This is a genomic window from Kitasatospora sp. NPDC048239 (assembly GCF_043202015.1).
Classification (GTDB): domain Bacteria; phylum Actinomycetota; class Actinomycetes; order Streptomycetales; family Streptomycetaceae; genus Kitasatospora.
In genome coordinates, this window is sequence record NZ_JBICZP010000006.1 from 309621 (window position 1) to 325197 (window position 15577).

The following is a 15577-nucleotide window of genomic DNA, read 5'->3' on the forward strand; positions in this document are numbered from 1 at the left end:
CACCGCCCCGACGGTCGTTTTGCGCCCCCCGGCGGGACGCGCGCTCAGTTCCCGGGGAGCAAGCGGGTTGTGGTGGTGGGGAGTTTGGTCCACCAGTGGTCGTAGCGGCGGTAGGGGGTGGGGTCACGGTCGGCGAGGAGGGTGGTCAGGGAGTGGGCCTCGGTGGCGAGTTGGGTCCAGGTGCCGTCGGGGAGGTCGTGGAAGGCGGCTGCCTCGATGCCTTGTTCGGTGGGGCGCCAGACGCCGGCGACGTGGCCGTCGACCAGGAGGGTGGGGAGGACGTCGCCGTTCTTGCGGATGACGAGGGGGCGGTACTCGGGTGGGATGAGGCGGCTGCGGTCGGCGTAGGCGAGGAGGACGCTGTCCCACATGGCCATCAGGCGGGGTGGGGCCGGGGTGTCCTCGGCCGGGCGGGGGGCTCCTGGGATGTCGAAGAGTTCCTCGCTGTTCGGGCCTTCGAGGTGTTCGAGGTCGTCGGCCAGGGCGGCGAGTGCCTTGCGGGCCCTCGTGCGTTGGACCAGGGCGAACTGGGCGACGTCCGCCACCGAGGCCGGTCCGAAGCCTTCGAGGTAGCGCCGGGCCAGGGTTTGGAGGGACGCGTCGGAGGTGGCCGCGTCGGCGAGGGTCGGGCGGGTCCGGGGTGCGATGTACGCGGGGCGGTGGCCGAAGGACCAGGGTGGGGTGGTCGGGGCGTGGAGGAGTGGCGCGATCTGCCGCAGCCCCCACCATGCTCCGGGTTGCGGGGGCGCGCCCAGCCGTTGTTCGAGCCAGGCCTCGTACTCCGCGTTCGTGCGGGGCTGGTCGGCGAACGCCAGGATCTCCGGGACCAGCGCGTCGGCGTCCTCGGCGGTCAGCCCTGAGGCGGTGAAGCGGTCGCCGAGTCTGGAGGCGCGGACGGATGGTTGCACGGCTTCGTGGAAGGCCCGGTAGTCGTCGGCGTGGACGGCGTGCAGGGTGATCCGCATCAGGGTCGACTTGACGACGGTCCGGGTGGTGAAGGCGTCGTCGAGGTCGGCCGGGTCGAAGTCGGTGACCCGGTTCCAGAGTGCGATGTAGGGGGAGGCGGCCTGCTGGGCCTGCAGTGCGACCACGCGCCGGACTGCTTCGGCGACGTCGAGGTTCTCCCGATTGAGGAGCAACTGCCGGGCGAGTGTGGAGCGGTTGAGCTCCTGGGCGGTGATTCGCATGCGGTGATCGTCTCGCACCCGGCGCCGCGGTGGTGAAGCGGCCCTGCCCGGGGGATTGTCGGGGCAGGGCCGTTCGGCGTCAGGCGGTGAAGCGGGGGTCGCGGGCTTCGATGGCTTGGACGAAGGCGGTCCATTCGGCCTGGTCGAAGGCGAGGTGGGGGCGGGTGGGGCTCTTGTCGTCGCCGAGCCAGACGTCGCCGTTGGGGAAGCGGGCGATGATCACGCAGTCGCCGTTGCCGTCGCCGGAGAAGGGGGACTTGGTCCAGTCGGCGTCGGTGGGGTCGTGGTCGTACGGATCGTGCTTCTGGCTCACGTCAGCTCTTCCAGCTTGCGTTCAAGGGCGGCGATGGTGTCCTCCGGGGACAACGCGCACCGCTTGACACGGGCGATGGCCCGCTCGGCTCGCCGTACGTCGCGTCCCGTTCTACGCGGGAGCATACCGCCGACGGCTTCGATGAAGGCGAAGCCGTTTTCGGCATCGTCGGGGAACCGCATCACGGTGATTCCCGACGAGAGAATGCCTGGCCGTCCGGCACTCAGTGGCACTATGCGCAACGTGACGTTGGGGTACTGGGCAACCTTGATCGCGTGCCTGATCTGGTCCGCGAGCACAGTCTCGTCGCCCGCCACGAGCAGCGCGACCTCGCCGAAATAGGCCTCGAACGTGAGCACAGGGTCCTGCGTCAGTCGACGCTGGCGCAGGACTCGGACCTCCGTTCCCGCCTCGACGCGCTCCTCGTTGGGGGAATCGAGGCCTGCGGCGATCATTTCCTTGGCATAGCCCTCCGTCTGCGCCAACCCAGGGAACGCGGAGGGGAAGTAGTTCAGCATGTGCGAGGCGTCGGCTTCGAGGGCCAGGTACTCCGCGAAGGCCGGAGTGATCGCCTCGGCGTAGTCGAGGTCACGCCACCACTGCTTGGTGGGACCGGTCCCGAGCAGGCTCTCCAGGTCCTCCCGCTCCTGGCCGGTGACGCCCGCGTGGTTCAGCAGCATGGCGAGGTCGGCTGCGTTGATCGGCTGTTGGGCCCGTTCGATTCTGCTGAGCCGCCCGGCGCTCCAGCCCTTCAGGCCGGCCGTCATGTCGATGAGCGTCTTGTTGTTTTCCAGCCGCCAGGCTCGCAGCTCGTCGCCGAGGCGGATCTGCCTGATCGCTGACAGGTCCTTGCTCAAGTTGCGCCCCTCCCTTCGGGTGTGGACGACCAGTCTCGCCAGACGAGGGCCCTGGACTCAAGTCAGATTCAAGATCAATTAATTTCTTGAGCCATTGCGATTGCGGTTTCGATTTTGGATGCCCCACACTCAACGTGACCGCACAGACACGCTCCTGACGGGGCGTCGAGATGCGAAGAGGGGCGAACCATGTCCACTGTGAGCAGGCCTGTCCTCCATTCTTGGGAGGCGATCCTCACCGAGCACGACCGCTCTGTGCGTACCGCCCGTCACCAGGTCCGCCAGCGACTCACCGAGTGGGGGTGGCAGGGCGAGCGTGTCGACGACCTCGTCCTGATCACCTCCGAGCTCGTCACCAACGCCGTCGTCCACGCCTGTCGGGGCGATGGCGAAGTGCGGCTCTACCTCCAGGAGTTCGGTGGTGACTGCCGTCTGGAGGTGTGGGACCCGCGTTTCGACCTGCCGTTGCAGGAGCGCCGGCCCCGCCGGTTCGGCGAGGGTGGGCGAGGGATCGAGCTGGTCCGGGAGTTGGCGTTCGACTTCGGTGTGGTCATACGGCGAGGTGCGGGCAAACGCGTCTGGGTGCGCGTCCTGCTCGCCGAGGACAACCAGCCCGTACCCCTGAGGAGTTGAGAGACATGGTCTGCCGCCGTCCAGCCGGACGTGATCACGCCGCGCGCGAAGGTCATCCGGTCCAGAGGCCCAGCCGGCCCACCAACCGCCCCACCGTCGCCGAGCTGGTCGCCGCGGCGATCGTGTTCGCGGTGAGCCTCGCGCTCGCCTTCGTCGCCGCGGCCCTGGTCGCCCCCGGGGAGCCGGCCGCCGCCCGGGTGGTCTGGTGGACGACCCTCGCCGCCGCCCTGATGCGGGGCGTCGGCTGGTCGGACCGCGCCGTCGACCGCTGGCACCGCCGTCGAGATTCCACCGACGAGAACGAGTAACGAGTAGTGACAGCACAGGCTCCACCCGGAAGGAACCCGACATGCACCCCGCCGCCATCGCCCACCGCGACGCCACCGCGCTCCAGGCGCGCTGCGAGGTCACGGGCGTCCGCTGGACGACCGACCTCGACCCCCAGTACGAGAACACCGCCGTGATCCCCGACGGCCGCTGGCAGCCCGCCCCCGACGGCTACGTCGAGCGGTTCACGCCCGGCATCTTCAACCGGGACAGCGGCCTGGTCGAACTGTTCCGGCTGCCCGTCGCCATCGACAGCCGGGCCGCGCTGGCCGGGTTCGTCGCGGGCCTCGGCGACCCGTACCCCGTCACCCTCGGTGAGACCAGCGACCCCGCCGAGGCGCTCACCACCCACACCGCCCCCGACACCGGCCGCAGGCTCGGCCTGCACGTCGACAACCACCAGAAACTGCCCTACGCCGCCCGGGAGACCGCCCGCCGACGACTCTGTGTCAACCTCGGCCCCGGCACCCGCTACCTGCTGCTCGCCGACACCGACATCAAGTCCGTCTGCCGCACCATCCACGAGCGGTACGACAACCGCCACCCGGACACCGAGGACCTGCGGTACTTCGTCATCCTGCGCCGCCCGCTGCGGGTCCTGCGGCTGCGGATCGAGCCCGGGGAGGGATTCCTCGCGCCGACGGCCGTCCTGCCCTACGACGAGTCGACCGAGGGCCAGGCCGAACCGTCCGACACGGCCTCCTGGCTCGGCCACTGGGAGCGCGGGGTGTTCGGGCCGCTGGTCTGAACCGTCCCGTCCGGGAGAGCCGCCCGGGAGAGTCACCAGCGAGGGCAGTCCGGCGGGCCCGGCGCGGCAGGCCCGAGGGCGCCCGGATGTGTCAGTCTGGATGGGAAGGCGGTGGGGAGCAGAGAGCGGGGGAGCGACCGAGGTCGGGAGGCCCCGAGATGGCCGAGATCAGGGTGAACGGGGTGTCGCTGTACTACGAGGCCCAGGGCGCCGGGCCAGGCGTGGTGCTGGTGCACGGCTCGTGGAGCGACGCCGACAGCTGGTCACGCGTGATGCCCGGACTGGCCGAGGAGGCCACCGTGGTCGCGTACGACCGGCGCGGGCACAGCCGCAGCGAGGACCTGCTCACCCAGGGTTCGGTGTACGAGGACGCCGCCGACCTGGCCGGCCTGATCGAGGGGCTGGGCCTGGCCCCGGCGTTCGTCTGCGGGGACTCCTACGGCTCGCTGGTCACGCTCCGTCTCGCCGCCGCCCGCCCCGACCTCTTCCGGGGCCTGGCCGTCCACGAGCCGCCCGGGACGGCGATGCTGCTCGCGGACCCGGACCTGCGGCCGATCGGCACCGCCTTCGCCGGCCGGATCGCCGCCGTCCGGGAGCTGCTGGAGGACGCGGAGTCGGCGGCGGCCGCCGAGCTGTTCGTGGAGTCGCTCGCCTTCGGCCCGGGGGCGTGGGCGCAGCTGCCCGCGCCGATCCGGCACACCTACGTCCGGAACGCGCCGACGTACCTGGACGAGCTGCGCGACCCGGACGCGCTGGACCTCGACCTCAACCTGCTCACCCAGTACGGCGAACCGGCCCTGTTGACGCAGAGCGACGACAGCGCGCCGATGTACGGGGAGGTGCTGGACCTGATCGACCTGGCGCTGCCGAAGGCGGAGCGTCACCTGTACACCGGCGCCGGTCACGCTCCGCACCTCTCGCAGCCGGAGCAGTGGGTGAGCGTCACCCTGCCGTGGGTGCTCGGGCGGGAGGGGTAGGGGTCGGTTCGAGGTCCCGTCCGGCTCAGCTCGGTCGGCGGGCGGCCAGGGAGTTCAGCAGGGCCGCGCCGCGTTCGGCGTCGCCGACGCTCACGGCGAACTCGGCGCCCTTGCGGGGGCGGATCACCAGGCACTCGCCGCTCCGGAGCATCACCGTCGTGCCCAGGCCGTTCAGCCGGTAGCCCCAGCCGCCGGCCTGGGCGGGCGTGCGGTGTTCGGCGCGGGCGGAGGCGATGTCCTCGGCGGACCAGCGGCGGACCGGCCAGCCGAGCGGTCCGAAGGCGACGGAGAGTCCGGCGGGTGTGACGACGGCCTGGACCGTGGAGCAGCAGAGCACCGCCACGGACGCGAACGCGGTGGGGAGGACCAGCCCCCAGGGGAGGCCGGTCAGGCCGCCGAGGGTGGCGAGGAGGGCGGCCACGGTGGTGAGGCCGGTGAGGGCGGCGATCAGGGCGAGCCAGGGGTTCGTGGTGCGGGAGAGCCAGGCGAAGCGCGCGCCTTCGGGGATGTCGAGGTGCGGGCCGTCGGCCGGCGGGGCAGCCGGGGCGGGGGCGGGCGCCGGTTGGGCGCTGCGGCGGGCGATCAGCCAGGCGAGCAGGCCCGCGATGGCCGAGGCGGCCACGCCGATCACGACGGCCAGGCCGACCGGTCGGGCGTCCTGCCAGGTGGCGCGGTCCAGGTTGGCGCGGACGATGGACACCTGAGCGGCCGTCAGGAGGGCGCCGGCGGAGAACAGGGCGGGCGCGGTCCAGAGGGGGGTGGCGGTGCCGGTGCCGGTGCCCGGGCTTTGGGTCGCGCGTCGGCCGATGACCTCGACCGTGAGAACGAGGACCGCCCAGATCGCGGCGGGCCCGAGCGAGGCCGCCCAGAGCGGCATCGAGCCGTCGGGGGAGCTGCCGCTCCAGTGGGTGGCGACCGGGTCGGGCAGCCGGTCGGCGGCGATCCAGGGCAGCACGGCCAGGATGACCGTCACCCCGACCGCCCAGGCGGCGGCGCCCCATCGGGCGCGGGTCTTGGGAACCGGTCGGTCGTTCACGCTATCCCCCTGATCATTTCGATGAGATCGGCCCTGCTGTAGCCCTGGAGTGCCGCGTCGCCGACCAGCAGGCGGACCCGGGCGAGGAGGTCGGACCGCTGGTCGGCCCCCTCGGCGACGGTCACGCCGCGGCCGCGGCGGAACTCCAGCACCCCTTCGTCGCGCAGTGTGCGCAGACCGCGCAGGACGGTGTTGGCGTTGACGCCCAGTGCCCGGGAGAGGTCCCGGGCCGGGGGCAGCCGGTCGCCCGGAGCGCATTCGCCCTCGGCGATCGCGCGCCGGATCGCTCCCGCCACCTGCTCGTGCAGGGGGCGGGTGTCGGTGGTGTCCAGCTTCAGCAACATGGTGCTAGTGAACATAGCACCATCTGTTTCTTCGGGCGGAGGGATCTCGGCCGGGCGGATGGCCGAGGGCGTGGCTGTGCGAAGGCGTGGCTGCGGCAAGGCCCGGTGCGGCCACCTCGGGAGGCGGCGGCACCGGGCCTTCGGCTGCTCGGGTGCTCTGGTGCGGACGGCCGGGCGGACGGGAGGGGGTCAGCTCTTGGCGGCGGCCGCGCGTGGCTTCCCGCAGCCGCAGGAGCGGCGGACGACCAGGTGCGCGGGGAAGGTCCGGGCGCCGGCGCCGGCCTCGGGCTCGATGCCCAGGACCAGGTCGACCGCGGTGCGCGCCATGGCGTCCTGCGGGGAGCCCACCGTGGTGAGCGCGGGCCCGGCGATGACGGCCTCGGCGATGTCGTCGAACGCGGCGACCGCGAGATCCTCCGGAACGCGGATGCCCAGGTCGTCGGCGGCCCGGAGCAGGCCGATCGCCTGGTCGTCGGTCGCGCAGAAGACGGCGGTGGGCCGGTCGGGGCGGGCGAGCAGGGTGCGTGCCACGGCGTGGGCGCGGACCCGGTCGAACGGCGCGGTGGTCAGCTGCTCCTCGATGGGTCGGCCGCCGGCGGGCAGGCCGGCGTCGGCCAGGGCGGCGGCCCAGCCCGCGGTGCGGGAGGTGACCGGGTCGCTCGGGCTGAGCGCGAAGGTGCCGCCGAAGCAGTGCACCTCGGCGTGCCCGTGGTCGAGCAGGTGGCGGACGGCCTGTTGGGCGCCGCCCTCGTCGTCGGCGACCACCGCGACGCCGTCGGGGCTCTCCGCGCGGTGGTGGAGCAGGACGACGCGGGTGCCGTCGGTCGCGTCGAAGCCGGTGATGCCGGGGGCGGACGGGTCCTGGGTGACCAGGATCAGGCCGTCGACCTGCATGCCGAGGAAGGCGCGGATGTAGTGCGCCTCGCGTTCGTTGGCGTAGTCGGAGTTGCCGATCAGCAGGAGTCGTCCGCGCTCGGTGGCGGCCTGCTCCACCATGTGCGCGAGCCCGGCGAAGAAGGGCTGCCGGGCGTCCGGGACGACCATGCCGATCAGGTTGCTTCGGCGCCGGGCCATCGCCTGGGCGACGCCGTTGGGCCGGTAGCCCAGCTCCTCGACGGCGGCCAGGACCTTCGCCCGGGTCGCGGCGGCGACGGGGCGCGGGCCGTTGTTGATCACATAACTCACCACGGCGGTGGAGGTGCCGGCCAGCCTGGCCACGTCGTCACGGGTCACTCTTGACATGCGGGTGAGCCTACAGAGGTGTTCGTCCGATGATCGGACGGTCTTGTTGATGGGGGTTGCCCGGTCGGGGCGGTGACGCAGGGTGACGGGCTGGTGGGGTGGTCGGTGCTCTTGGGGTGGGGGGTGTTGTGGAGTGCGAGGGGGCGTGGACGGGAAATGGGGGCGTGGATCTGGTGGTCCGCGCCCCGTTGGGGGTTGCGTGGGCCTGTGTGGGTGGTCCGCGCAGGCCCGGTGCAGCGCGGGAAGTCGGACCGGCCGACTTCCCGCGCCGGCTGCCGGGGTCGCTCCGAGGAGTCGGCGGCGGGGCGGGTGGCGCGTCGGCGCGGTGCTCAGTCGGCGCCGGTGGCGCGCGGCGCCCCTGCGGGGTCGGGGGAGGTGAGGGAGCGGAACGCGACGGGGGAGGAGTCGGGTCTTCTGTCCATGGCTGTGCTACTGCCCTTCGGTTCGACGGCTGTTGGCGGCCAGCCTAGGCATGTCCATGCCATCGAACAATGGGGCAAAGGTCCCGGCCCCGGCACGGCCGGCGTCCGCGGGTCGGCACCCGCGGGTCGGCGTCGCGCAGGCGTCACACCCGCGTGGCGCAGGAGTCACGCCGACCCGTGGAGCGGGCGTCAGTCGCCCAGGCAGTCGCGGACCGCCGCGACGAGGCGGTTGGCGCGCGCGTCACCATGGCCGATCATCCGGTTGGCGACGTACCCGAAGCCGATGCCGAACTCGTCGTCGCCGAAGGCGAACTGGCCGCCCGCGCCGTCGTTTCCGAAGCTGCGGGCGCCCAGCAGCGGGCGGAACGCGGCCGAGTCGAGCAGCACGCCCGAACCCCAGCGGGCGCCCAGGTCGAAGCCGAGCCAGCCCGGGCCGGAGGACAGTTCGCGGACGGCGTCCGTCACGGTGTCCGGGCTCAGCAGCCGCTCCCGGCCGTCGATGCCGGTGACGGCCGCCGCGTACAGGCCCGCCAGTCCGCTCGCGGAGGCGACCGCGCCGGCGCCGGGCAGCTCGATCATGTGCAGCGCCGGGTCGTTCCAGCCGTGCGGCTCGTCCAGGCCCGGGAAGACCAGCGCGCCGTTCATCGTGACGATGCGGGTCAGCAGGTGCTCGGGGCCCGGCATCGGACGGCGGCCCTCGGCCTCGACCAGGCGGGCCAGTCGGCCGAGTTCGCCGGCGGGCAGGCCGAGCCAGGCCCGCAGGTCCAGCGGGTCGCCGACGGCCTGGCGGAAGTACGCGCCCGGGGTGAGGCCGGTGATCCGGCGGACGACCTCGCCGAGCAGGAAGCCGAACACGTGGCCGTGGTACTCGTGCGTGGCGCCGGGCTCCCAGATCGGCTTCTGCTCCTCGATGGCGCGGACCACCGGGGTCCAGGCGGCGATCTCCTCGAAGGTGAGCACCCGGTCGAGGGCGGGGACGCCCGCGCGGTGGCCGAGGACCATGCGGGAGGTGATGGCCTCCTTGCCGTGCTGTCCGAACTCCGGCCAGTAGCGGCTCACCGGGGCGTCGAGGTCGAGTCGGCCCTGCTGGGCGAGCAGGAGGACGCAGAGGCTGACGATGCCCTTGGCGCAGGAGAAGACCGGGACGACGGTGTCCTGCTCCCAGAGCCGACCGGTGCGCTCGTCCGCGACTCCGCCCCACAGGTCCACGACCTTGCGCCCGTCGGCGAACACGGTGACGGCGGAGCCGAGTTCGGGGAAGTCGGCGAAGTTCTGCGCGAACGCGTCGGCGACGGCCCCGAAGCGTTCGTCGGCCCATCCGCTGTGCTGCTGCATGGCTGGCTCGTTCTCTTCCTGGTGTGCGGAGGCGCGGCGCGAGGCCCGTACCGGTCGACCGGATCACGGTACGGTGGCGTGCCTCCCGGCACGAACGATTTTTCGACCACGCCGACTCGCGATCGCCGGGCCGGGATGGGGGTCGGGCCCGGGGTGGTCGGCCCCAAGATGGTTGGCCCCGGGACGGTCGGCCTCGCGGCGACCTGCGGCGCGGTGCCCGGAGGCCTCAGGGGGCCAGGGCCGCCGTGATGACGCGGTCCACTGCGCGGTCGAAGGTCGCGTCCGGATCGCCCGAGGGGACGGAGGTGGCGAACGCCTCGGCGAGGTGGGGGTAGTCGCCGCTCATGGCCGCCTTGTGCAGGTAACCCACCAGCTCCGCCTGCCACTTGGCCCCGGCGGCGGCGGTCTGCTCGTACTGCGCGTACTGGCAGACGAATCCGTTGAGCAGCGACATCGCCTCCATCCGGGAGGTGCCGTCCAGACCGCTGGGTGCGGTGACGGCGAGGAAGTGCTCGGTGTAGCGCAGGCCGTTCGGGCCGATGCCCGGCCGGGCGACCACCAGGGCGGGCAGCCAGGGGTGACGGCGCAGCACGGTCAACTGCTGGTGCGCGAGCCGGCGCAGGTCCTCGCGGCAGTCGCCGGTGGGCTCGGCGGGGAACTCGTACTCGGCGGCGGCCGCGTCGAGCATCAGGTCGAGCAGGTGCTCCTTCTTCGGGACGTAGTTGTAGAGCGACATCGTGCCCGCTCCGAGCGCGGCGGCCACCCGTCGCATGGAGACCGCCTCCAGGCCCTCGGCGTCCGCGATGGCGATGGCGGCCGCGGCGATCGACGCGCGGCTGTGGGCCGGCTTGGGGCCGCGGCCGGTGCGCTCCGGGCGCAGCCAGATCAGCTCGGGAGCCTCGGGGGCGGCGGGTCTGGGCGCCGACTCGGGCATGGCTGGACCGGGCGTAACCGGAGCGGGCGCCGCCGACTCGGGGGCGGCGGCGGGCTCGGGTGCTGGGGGCTTCTTGGACGGCACGGAACGATCACCTCGCCCCCATCTTAGATACGTACGGCGTACGTAGTACGATGCGGCCGTGCGAACTTCTACGTACGCTGTACCTAGAGAAGGGAACGCCCATGTCCGACACGCCCATGTCCGGCACCATGTCCGGAGCTGTCTCCGGCGCCGTGCCCGCACCCGACGGCAGTCGGCCCGCCATCGAGATGGTGGGCGTGGTGAAGCGGTTCGGCGCCACCGAGGCGCTGCGCGGCCTCGACCTCGCCGTCCCCGCAGGCACCGTCTGCGGCCTGCTCGGCCCCAACGGCGCCGGCAAGACCACCGCCGTCCGGGTGCTCGCCACGCTCGCCGCCCCCGACCGGGGCACCGCCCGGGTCGCCGGGTACGACGTGGTGCGCGAGGCCGAGGCCGTCCGCCGCCGGATCGGACTCGCCGGACAGCACGCCGCCGTCGACGAAGGCCTCACCGGCCGGGACAACCTCCGGCTGTTCGGGCGGCTGCACCGCCTCGGAGCCCGGGGTGCCCGCTCACGGGCCGACGAACTACTGGAGCGCTTCGACCTCGTCGAGGCCGGCGGACGCCTGGTGCGCACCTACTCCGGCGGCATGCGGCGCAGGCTCGACCTGGTCGCCAGCCTGGTCACCAGCCCGCCCGTGCTCTTCCTGGACGAGCCGACCACCGGGCTCGACCCGCGCAGCCGCCAGGAGATCTGGTCCACCGTAAGGGAGTTGGCCGAGAGCGGGACGACCGTGCTGCTCACCACCCAGTACCTGGAGGAGGCGGACCGGCTGGCCGACGACATCGTCGTGGTCGACCAGGGCGCCGCCATCGCCACCGGACCGCCGCACCGACTCAAGGCGGCGATCGGCACCCGGCTCTCGGTCACGCTCGCGGACCCGGAGCAACTCGCCACCGCCGTCGTGGTGTTGTCGCGGCTGGCGGGCGGGGACGCGACCGTGGACCCGTTCGAGCGGACCGTCTCGGTGGTCTCGCAGCCCGGGTCGACCATCCTGCTCCCCGCGCTGGTCAGGGAGCTGGACGCGGTCGGGGTGGTCGCGCAGGACGTCGCGCTGCGCCCGCCGTCGCTCGACGACGTCTTCCTCGCTCTCACCGCCGACAACTCCCCGAGGAGGGCCGCCTGATGGCCGCCTACACCGCTCCGCCTGCCGGGTCCGGCGCTGGGTCCGGCGCTGGGTCCGCCCCTGGCTTCACCCCCGGCGTGACCCCGGATGCCCGTACCGGTGCCGCCGGCGGGATCGGCCGACTGGCCGCGGACACCGGCTCCTCGGCGCTTCGGGTGCTGCTCGCCTACCGCCACTCACCCGGACTGGTGGTCGCCTCGCTGGCGGTCCCGGTGGTGCTGGTGGTGGTCTTCGGATACGTCCTCGGCAGCGCCATGCAGGTGCCCGGCGGAAACTACCGCGAGTTCCTGATGCCGGGACTGTTCGCGATGGTGGCCGTCAACGGCATCATGCCGACCATGGTCGGCGCCGCCCGGGACATCGGGCGCGGCGTCACCGACCGGCTGCGCTCGATGCCGGTGTCCCGGACCGGACTTCTGCTCGGCCAGACCCTGGCGGACCTCCTGGTCAGCGTCTGCGTCCTCGCTCTGATGGTCGGGGTCGGGCTGGCGGCCGGCTGGCGGATCAGGGGCGGACTCGCCGACGCGGCAGGCGCGTTCGCGCTGCTGCTGCTCTTCCGCTTCGTGATGACCTGGGTCGGCACCTGCCTCGGCCTGATCGTCGGCAAGGAGGAGACGGCCGGCCAACTCGCCGTCATGGTCTTCCCCTTGGCCATGGTCACCAACGCGTACACGCCGACCGGCGGGATGCCGGGCTGGCTGCGGCTGATCGCCGACTGGAACCCGGTGAGCGCCGTGGTGCAGGCCTGCCGTGAGCTCTTCGGCAACCCGGCGGCGGTCGGACCGGCGTGGCCGCTGCAGCACGCGGTGCCCGCTGCGCTGCTCTGGTGCGCGGTGCTGGCGGCGGTGTTCGGCCCGCTGGCGGTACGGAAGTTCGCCACGCACGGGCGGTGATGGTCTGACTGGTGCCCGGCGGTTCGCCGAGTCCTTGCGCCGAGTCCTTGCGCCGCAGGCGAAATGTGCTGGACACCGGGGCCGGTGCGGCAGAGGGTGAGCGGCATGGAGTTCACCCATCTCGGCCGTACCGGCCTGACCGTCTCCCGACTCTGCCTGGGCACCATGAACTTCGGTCCGCACACCGAGGAGTCCGACGCCCATCTGATCATGGACACCGCCCACGAGCGGGGTATCAACTTCTTCGACACCGCCAACGCGTACGGCCGCGACCCCGAGGGCAACCTCAAGGGCCGTACCGAGGAGATCATCGGCAGATGGTTCGCCCAGGGCGGCGGGCGCCGTGAGCGCACCGTGCTGGCCACCAAGGCCTACGCCCCGATGGGCGACTGGCCCAACGAGGGCCGGCTCTCGGCGCTCGCCATCCGGCGCGCGGTGGACGCCAGCCTGCGCCGCCTGGGCACGGACTACATCGACCTCTACCAGATGCACCACATCGACCGGGACACGCCGTGGGAGGAGGCGTGGCAGGCGATGGAGGTCCTGGTCGCCCAGGGCAAGATCGTCTACGTCGGCTCCAGCAACTTCGCCGGCTGGCACATCGCGCAGGCCCAGGAGGCCGCCCGGGCCCGGCACTTCCTCGGCCTGGTGAGCGAGCAGTCGCTCTACAACCTGCTGGACCGCGCCATCGAGCTGGAGGTCATCCCCGCCCTCCAGCACTACGGGCTCGGCCTGCTCCCGTGGTCCCCGCTCCGCAGCGGCCTCCTCGGCGGCGTCCTGCGCAAGGAACGCGAGGGCACCGGCGTCCGCGGCGCGATGGGCCACGCCAGCGAGATCCTGGCCGCCAACCGCGAACGCATCCAGGCCTACGAGGACTTCGCCGCCGAACTCGGCGAGGACCCGGCGGACATCGCCCTCGCCTGGCTGCTCACCCGCCCCGCCGTCACCGCCCCGATCGTCGGCCCGCGCACCCTCGCCCACCTCGAGGGCGCCCTGCGCGCCCTCGAGGTGACGCTCGACCAGAAGACCCTCGACCGCCTCGACGAGATCTTCCCCGGCCACCAGCCGGCCCCGGAGGACTACGCCTGGTAGGACGAGTACGTCAGGCCCAGGTGCTGCGGCAGCTGCTCGACGGCGACCGGCTGGTTCCGCTTTGGGGCCGACAGGACCGGCCGGGAAGCAGGCAGGCGGTTGGGTGCCGCCTGCCTGCCGGGCTGGGGTTACTTCAGGTGGCGGTCGAAGAAGCGGTTTCCGTCCTCGACCTCGAACCACGGGGTGCCGGTGTGGCCGCCCAGGTTGGCGTGCAGGGTCTTCTCCCTGCTGCCGAAGGCGTCGAAGAGGTCCAGGGCCCGCTGGCGGGGGTTGCCCTCGTCGTCCCACTGGAGCAGGAACAGCAGCGGGATGGTGACCTGTCGGGCCTCCTCGCGCTGGGCGCGGGGCACGTAGCCCCCGGCGAAGAAGCCGGCGGCCGTGATGCGCGGGTCGACCGCTGCCAGCCGGATGCCGACGGCGGTCCACCCGCCGTACCCGACCGGGCCGGTGATCCCGGGCAGGGTGAGGAGGGCGTCCAGGGTGGTCTGCCACTCCGGGACGGTCTTCTCGACCAGCGGGCCGATGAAGGACTCGAAGATCTCGTCGACCGGCTCGCCCGCCGTCATGGCCCGGCGGAGTTCGGCGCGGGCCTGGTCGTCGGCGGCGGAACGGGGCCGGTCGCCGTGCCCGGGGGCGTCGATGGCGGCCACCGCGTAGCCGCACGCGGCGGACTGACGGGCCCGGGCGATCAGCCGCGGCTCCCGCCGGTGCAGACCGCCGTTGTGGGACATCAGGATCAGCGGGGTCGGTGCGGCGGAGTCGGCGGACCCGGCGGCTGCGGGCGTCCAGAGGGTGCCGGGGATCTCGCCGAGGGTGAACTCGCGCTCGATGATGCCGTCGTCGAGGCGCTGCTCGGAAGTGAACTGCATGGTCGTGCCTTTCGGGAGTGCTGCTGAACGGCGCTCCCGGACGACCTATCGCCCGACCGTGATCCCGGAGGAGAGCACCAACGTGAATTCGTTCACGGGTACCACCTCCTCGTTCTCTCGCACGGCCTCCGGAAAGGTAGCAGCGGCCGCGGTGGTCCGCCAAACGGTTTTTGCGAGCGGGTAGGGGCGCCGCCTCCACCGAACCCGCCGCGGCCCGGCGGCCCGGCTCCTGGGGAGGAGCCGGGCCGCCGGGGTCACGACCGGGTCAGGAGACCAGCTTGATGACCGCCTCCGCCGCGGCCTTCCCCGCCGCGGACACGATCGCCTTCACGAGGTCGCCGAGCGCTCCCGTGACGCCGGCCGCGAGGGTGTCCGTCGCGTCCAGGTCGGCCTTGAAGGTGCCGTTGAGGATGCCGTCCCACTTCTCGGTGATCTTCGGGTTGTTGCCGGTGAACGTGAAGTCGTCGTTGCGGTCCGGGGTGCCGAAGGGCAGACCGGCGACGGTCCCCTCGGTGTGGCCGGAGTGCTGGAAGGTGAACACGGTTCCGTCCGGCGTCATCACGGCGGCGGTGATCGTGTAGTCGATGTTGTCGAAACCGCTGTCGTGGGCGTGCGTGCTGAACGAGAAGAAGCCGTCCTGCCGCATCACGACGTGCGCGGAGCCCCCGATGGCGATGTCGGTGGTGACATTCTGGTCGAAGTTCTTGCTCGACGTGTCGTACCAGAACCGGTCCTGGACGGAGCCGTCGCCGCCGGTGAACCAGACCTCCATGCTGCCGGGGATGCGCGACACGGCGGCGATCCCGCCGCTGGTGGAGGCGCTGCCGGAGGGCGCGAGCTCGAAGCCCTGCCAGGCGTTGCCCTCGTACCAGAACCGGTCCTGGATGGAGCCGTTGGCGCCGGTGAACCAGACCTCCATGCTGCCGGGGATGCGGGAGACGGCGGCGATGCCACCGTTGGTGGAGGCGCTGCCGGGGGGCGCGAGCTCGTAGCGCTTCCAGGGGGACCCGTCGTACCAGTACGCGGCCTGGACGGTGCCGTTGGCGCCGGTGAACCAGAGTTCCATGCTGCCGGGGATGCGGGAGACGGCGGCGATGCCACCGTTGGTGGAGGCGCTGCCGGGGGGCGCCAGCTCGTAGCGCTTCCAGGGGGACCCGGTA

The 15577-nt window shown here is 72.5% G+C and carries 16 protein-coding genes and 1 pseudogene; 7 read left to right on the forward strand and 10 right to left on the reverse strand.

Annotated features, from left to right (window positions below; translation table 11 throughout):
- Nucleotides 1–44: 44 nt before the first annotated feature.
- From ACGFZP_RS18985 to ACGFZP_RS18995, 3 genes are all read right to left on the reverse strand, one after another.
- Complete coding sequence (locus tag ACGFZP_RS18985) at nt 45–1187, reverse strand: winged helix DNA-binding domain-containing protein (protein WP_392934075.1); 1143 nt, start codon at nt 1185–1187, stop codon at nt 45–47.
- 79 nt (nt 1188–1266) lie between these two features.
- Entirely contained in the window at nt 1267–1500 is a 234-nt protein-coding gene (locus ACGFZP_RS18990; RefSeq protein WP_392934078.1) for a DUF397 domain-containing protein, read from the reverse strand.
- Nucleotides 1497–2357, reverse strand: a complete 861-nt coding sequence (locus ACGFZP_RS18995) for a helix-turn-helix domain-containing protein (protein ID WP_392934081.1) — start codon at nt 2355–2357, stop codon at nt 1497–1499. The genes ACGFZP_RS18990 and ACGFZP_RS18995 overlap by 4 nt, the downstream gene beginning before the upstream one ends.
- Before the next feature lie 198 nt (nt 2358–2555).
- On the opposite strand from ACGFZP_RS18995, the gene ACGFZP_RS19000 reads away from it, so the two are divergent.
- The 4 genes from ACGFZP_RS19000 (at nt 2556) to ACGFZP_RS19015 (ending at nt 5042) form a co-directional block, all read left to right on the forward strand.
- Complete coding sequence (locus tag ACGFZP_RS19000; protein WP_392934083.1) at nt 2556–2990, forward strand: ATP-binding protein; 435 nt, start codon at nt 2556–2558, stop codon at nt 2988–2990.
- A 131-nt stretch (nt 2991–3121) separates the two neighbouring features.
- Nucleotides 3122–3298, forward strand: coding sequence for a hypothetical protein (locus ACGFZP_RS19005; protein ID WP_392934086.1), 177 nt, complete (start codon nt 3122–3124; stop codon nt 3296–3298).
- Between the two features lie 41 nt (nt 3299–3339).
- Entirely contained in the window at nt 3340–4065 is a 726-nt protein-coding gene (locus ACGFZP_RS19010) for a hypothetical protein (RefSeq protein WP_392934089.1), read from the forward strand.
- A gap of 158 nt (nt 4066–4223) precedes the next feature.
- The gene (locus tag ACGFZP_RS19015) at nt 4224–5042 is read left to right on the forward strand and encodes an alpha/beta fold hydrolase (RefSeq protein WP_392934092.1); all 819 of its coding nucleotides are present in this window, start codon (nt 4224–4226) and stop codon (nt 5040–5042) included.
- Between the two features lie 25 nt (nt 5043–5067).
- On the opposite strand, the gene ACGFZP_RS19020 is transcribed toward ACGFZP_RS19015, so the two are convergent.
- The 5 genes from ACGFZP_RS19020 to ACGFZP_RS19040 all read right to left on the reverse strand — a co-directional run bounded on the left by ACGFZP_RS19020 (nt 5068) and on the right by ACGFZP_RS19040 (nt 10439).
- Nucleotides 5068–6078 carry a DUF1648 domain-containing protein gene (locus ACGFZP_RS19020; protein WP_392934095.1) on the reverse strand — a complete coding sequence of 337 codons (1011 nt, stop codon included), beginning with the start codon at nt 6076–6078 and terminating at the stop codon, nt 5068–5070.
- The gene (locus tag ACGFZP_RS19025) at nt 6075–6422 is read right to left on the reverse strand and encodes a GntR family transcriptional regulator (RefSeq protein WP_392934097.1); all 348 of its coding nucleotides are present in this window, start codon (nt 6420–6422) and stop codon (nt 6075–6077) included. Before ACGFZP_RS19025 ends, ACGFZP_RS19020 begins: the two co-directional genes overlap by 4 nt.
- A gap of 189 nt (nt 6423–6611) precedes the next feature.
- Nucleotides 6612–7664: a LacI family DNA-binding transcriptional regulator gene (locus ACGFZP_RS19030; RefSeq protein ID WP_392934100.1), complete on the reverse strand. Its 1053-nt coding sequence runs from the start codon at nt 7662–7664 to the stop codon at nt 6612–6614.
- 611 nt (nt 7665–8275) lie between these two features.
- Complete coding sequence (locus ACGFZP_RS19035) at nt 8276–9421, reverse strand: serine hydrolase domain-containing protein (protein WP_392934102.1); 1146 nt, start codon at nt 9419–9421, stop codon at nt 8276–8278.
- A 226-nt stretch (nt 9422–9647) separates the two neighbouring features.
- Nucleotides 9648–10439, reverse strand: coding sequence for a TetR/AcrR family transcriptional regulator (locus tag ACGFZP_RS19040; RefSeq protein WP_392934105.1), 792 nt, complete (start codon nt 10437–10439; stop codon nt 9648–9650).
- 188 nt (nt 10440–10627) lie between these two features.
- On the opposite strand from ACGFZP_RS19040, the gene ACGFZP_RS19045 reads away from it, so the two are divergent.
- From ACGFZP_RS19045 to ACGFZP_RS19055, 3 genes are all read left to right on the forward strand, one after another.
- On the forward strand, nt 10628–11563 hold the full coding sequence (locus tag ACGFZP_RS19045) for an ATP-binding cassette domain-containing protein (RefSeq protein WP_392934683.1): 936 nt from the start codon (nt 10628–10630) through the stop codon (nt 11561–11563).
- Nucleotides 11564–11640: 77 nt separating this feature from the next.
- Nucleotides 11641–12456 (forward strand): ABC transporter permease, encoded by an 816-nt coding sequence (locus ACGFZP_RS19050; RefSeq protein WP_392934108.1) that lies wholly within the window; start codon nt 11641–11643, stop codon nt 12454–12456.
- A 105-nt stretch (nt 12457–12561) separates the two neighbouring features.
- Nucleotides 12562–13548 carry an aldo/keto reductase gene (locus tag ACGFZP_RS19055; protein WP_392934111.1) on the forward strand — a complete coding sequence of 329 codons (987 nt, stop codon included), beginning with the start codon at nt 12562–12564 and terminating at the stop codon, nt 13546–13548.
- A gap of 128 nt (nt 13549–13676) precedes the next feature.
- Here the strand turns inward: ACGFZP_RS19055 and ACGFZP_RS19060 are convergent, their stop codons facing one another.
- Both ACGFZP_RS19060 and ACGFZP_RS19065 read right to left on the reverse strand, forming a co-directional pair.
- Nucleotides 13677–14417: a dienelactone hydrolase family protein gene (locus ACGFZP_RS19060; protein ID WP_392934114.1), complete on the reverse strand. Its 741-nt coding sequence runs from the start codon at nt 14415–14417 to the stop codon at nt 13677–13679.
- Between the two features lie 265 nt (nt 14418–14682).
- Nucleotides 14683–15577, reverse strand: a pseudogene (locus ACGFZP_RS19065) (hypothetical protein); the annotation flags it as partial.

Coding starts and splice junctions, on each gene's coding strand:
- ACGFZP_RS18985 (WP_392934075.1), bottom strand. CDS start 1,187: ATGCGAATCACCGCCCAGGAGCTCAACCGCTCCACACTCGCCCGGCAG.
- ACGFZP_RS19010 (WP_392934089.1), top strand. CDS start 3,340: ATGCACCCCGCCGCCATCGCCCACCGCGACGCCACCGCGCTCCAGGCG.
- ACGFZP_RS19015 (WP_392934092.1), top strand. CDS start 4,224: ATGGCCGAGATCAGGGTGAACGGGGTGTCGCTGTACTACGAGGCCCAG.
- ACGFZP_RS19025 (WP_392934097.1), bottom strand. CDS start 6,422: ATGTTGCTGAAGCTGGACACCACCGACACCCGCCCCCTGCACGAGCAG.
- ACGFZP_RS19030 (WP_392934100.1), bottom strand. CDS start 7,664: ATGTCAAGAGTGACCCGTGACGACGTGGCCAGGCTGGCCGGCACCTCC.
- ACGFZP_RS19035 (WP_392934102.1), bottom strand. CDS start 9,421: ATGCAGCAGCACAGCGGATGGGCCGACGAACGCTTCGGGGCCGTCGCC.
- ACGFZP_RS19045 (WP_392934683.1), top strand. CDS start 10,628: ATGGTGGGCGTGGTGAAGCGGTTCGGCGCCACCGAGGCGCTGCGCGGC.
- ACGFZP_RS19055 (WP_392934111.1), top strand. CDS start 12,562: ATGGAGTTCACCCATCTCGGCCGTACCGGCCTGACCGTCTCCCGACTC.
- ACGFZP_RS19060 (WP_392934114.1), bottom strand. CDS start 14,417: ATGCAGTTCACTTCCGAGCAGCGCCTCGACGACGGCATCATCGAGCGC.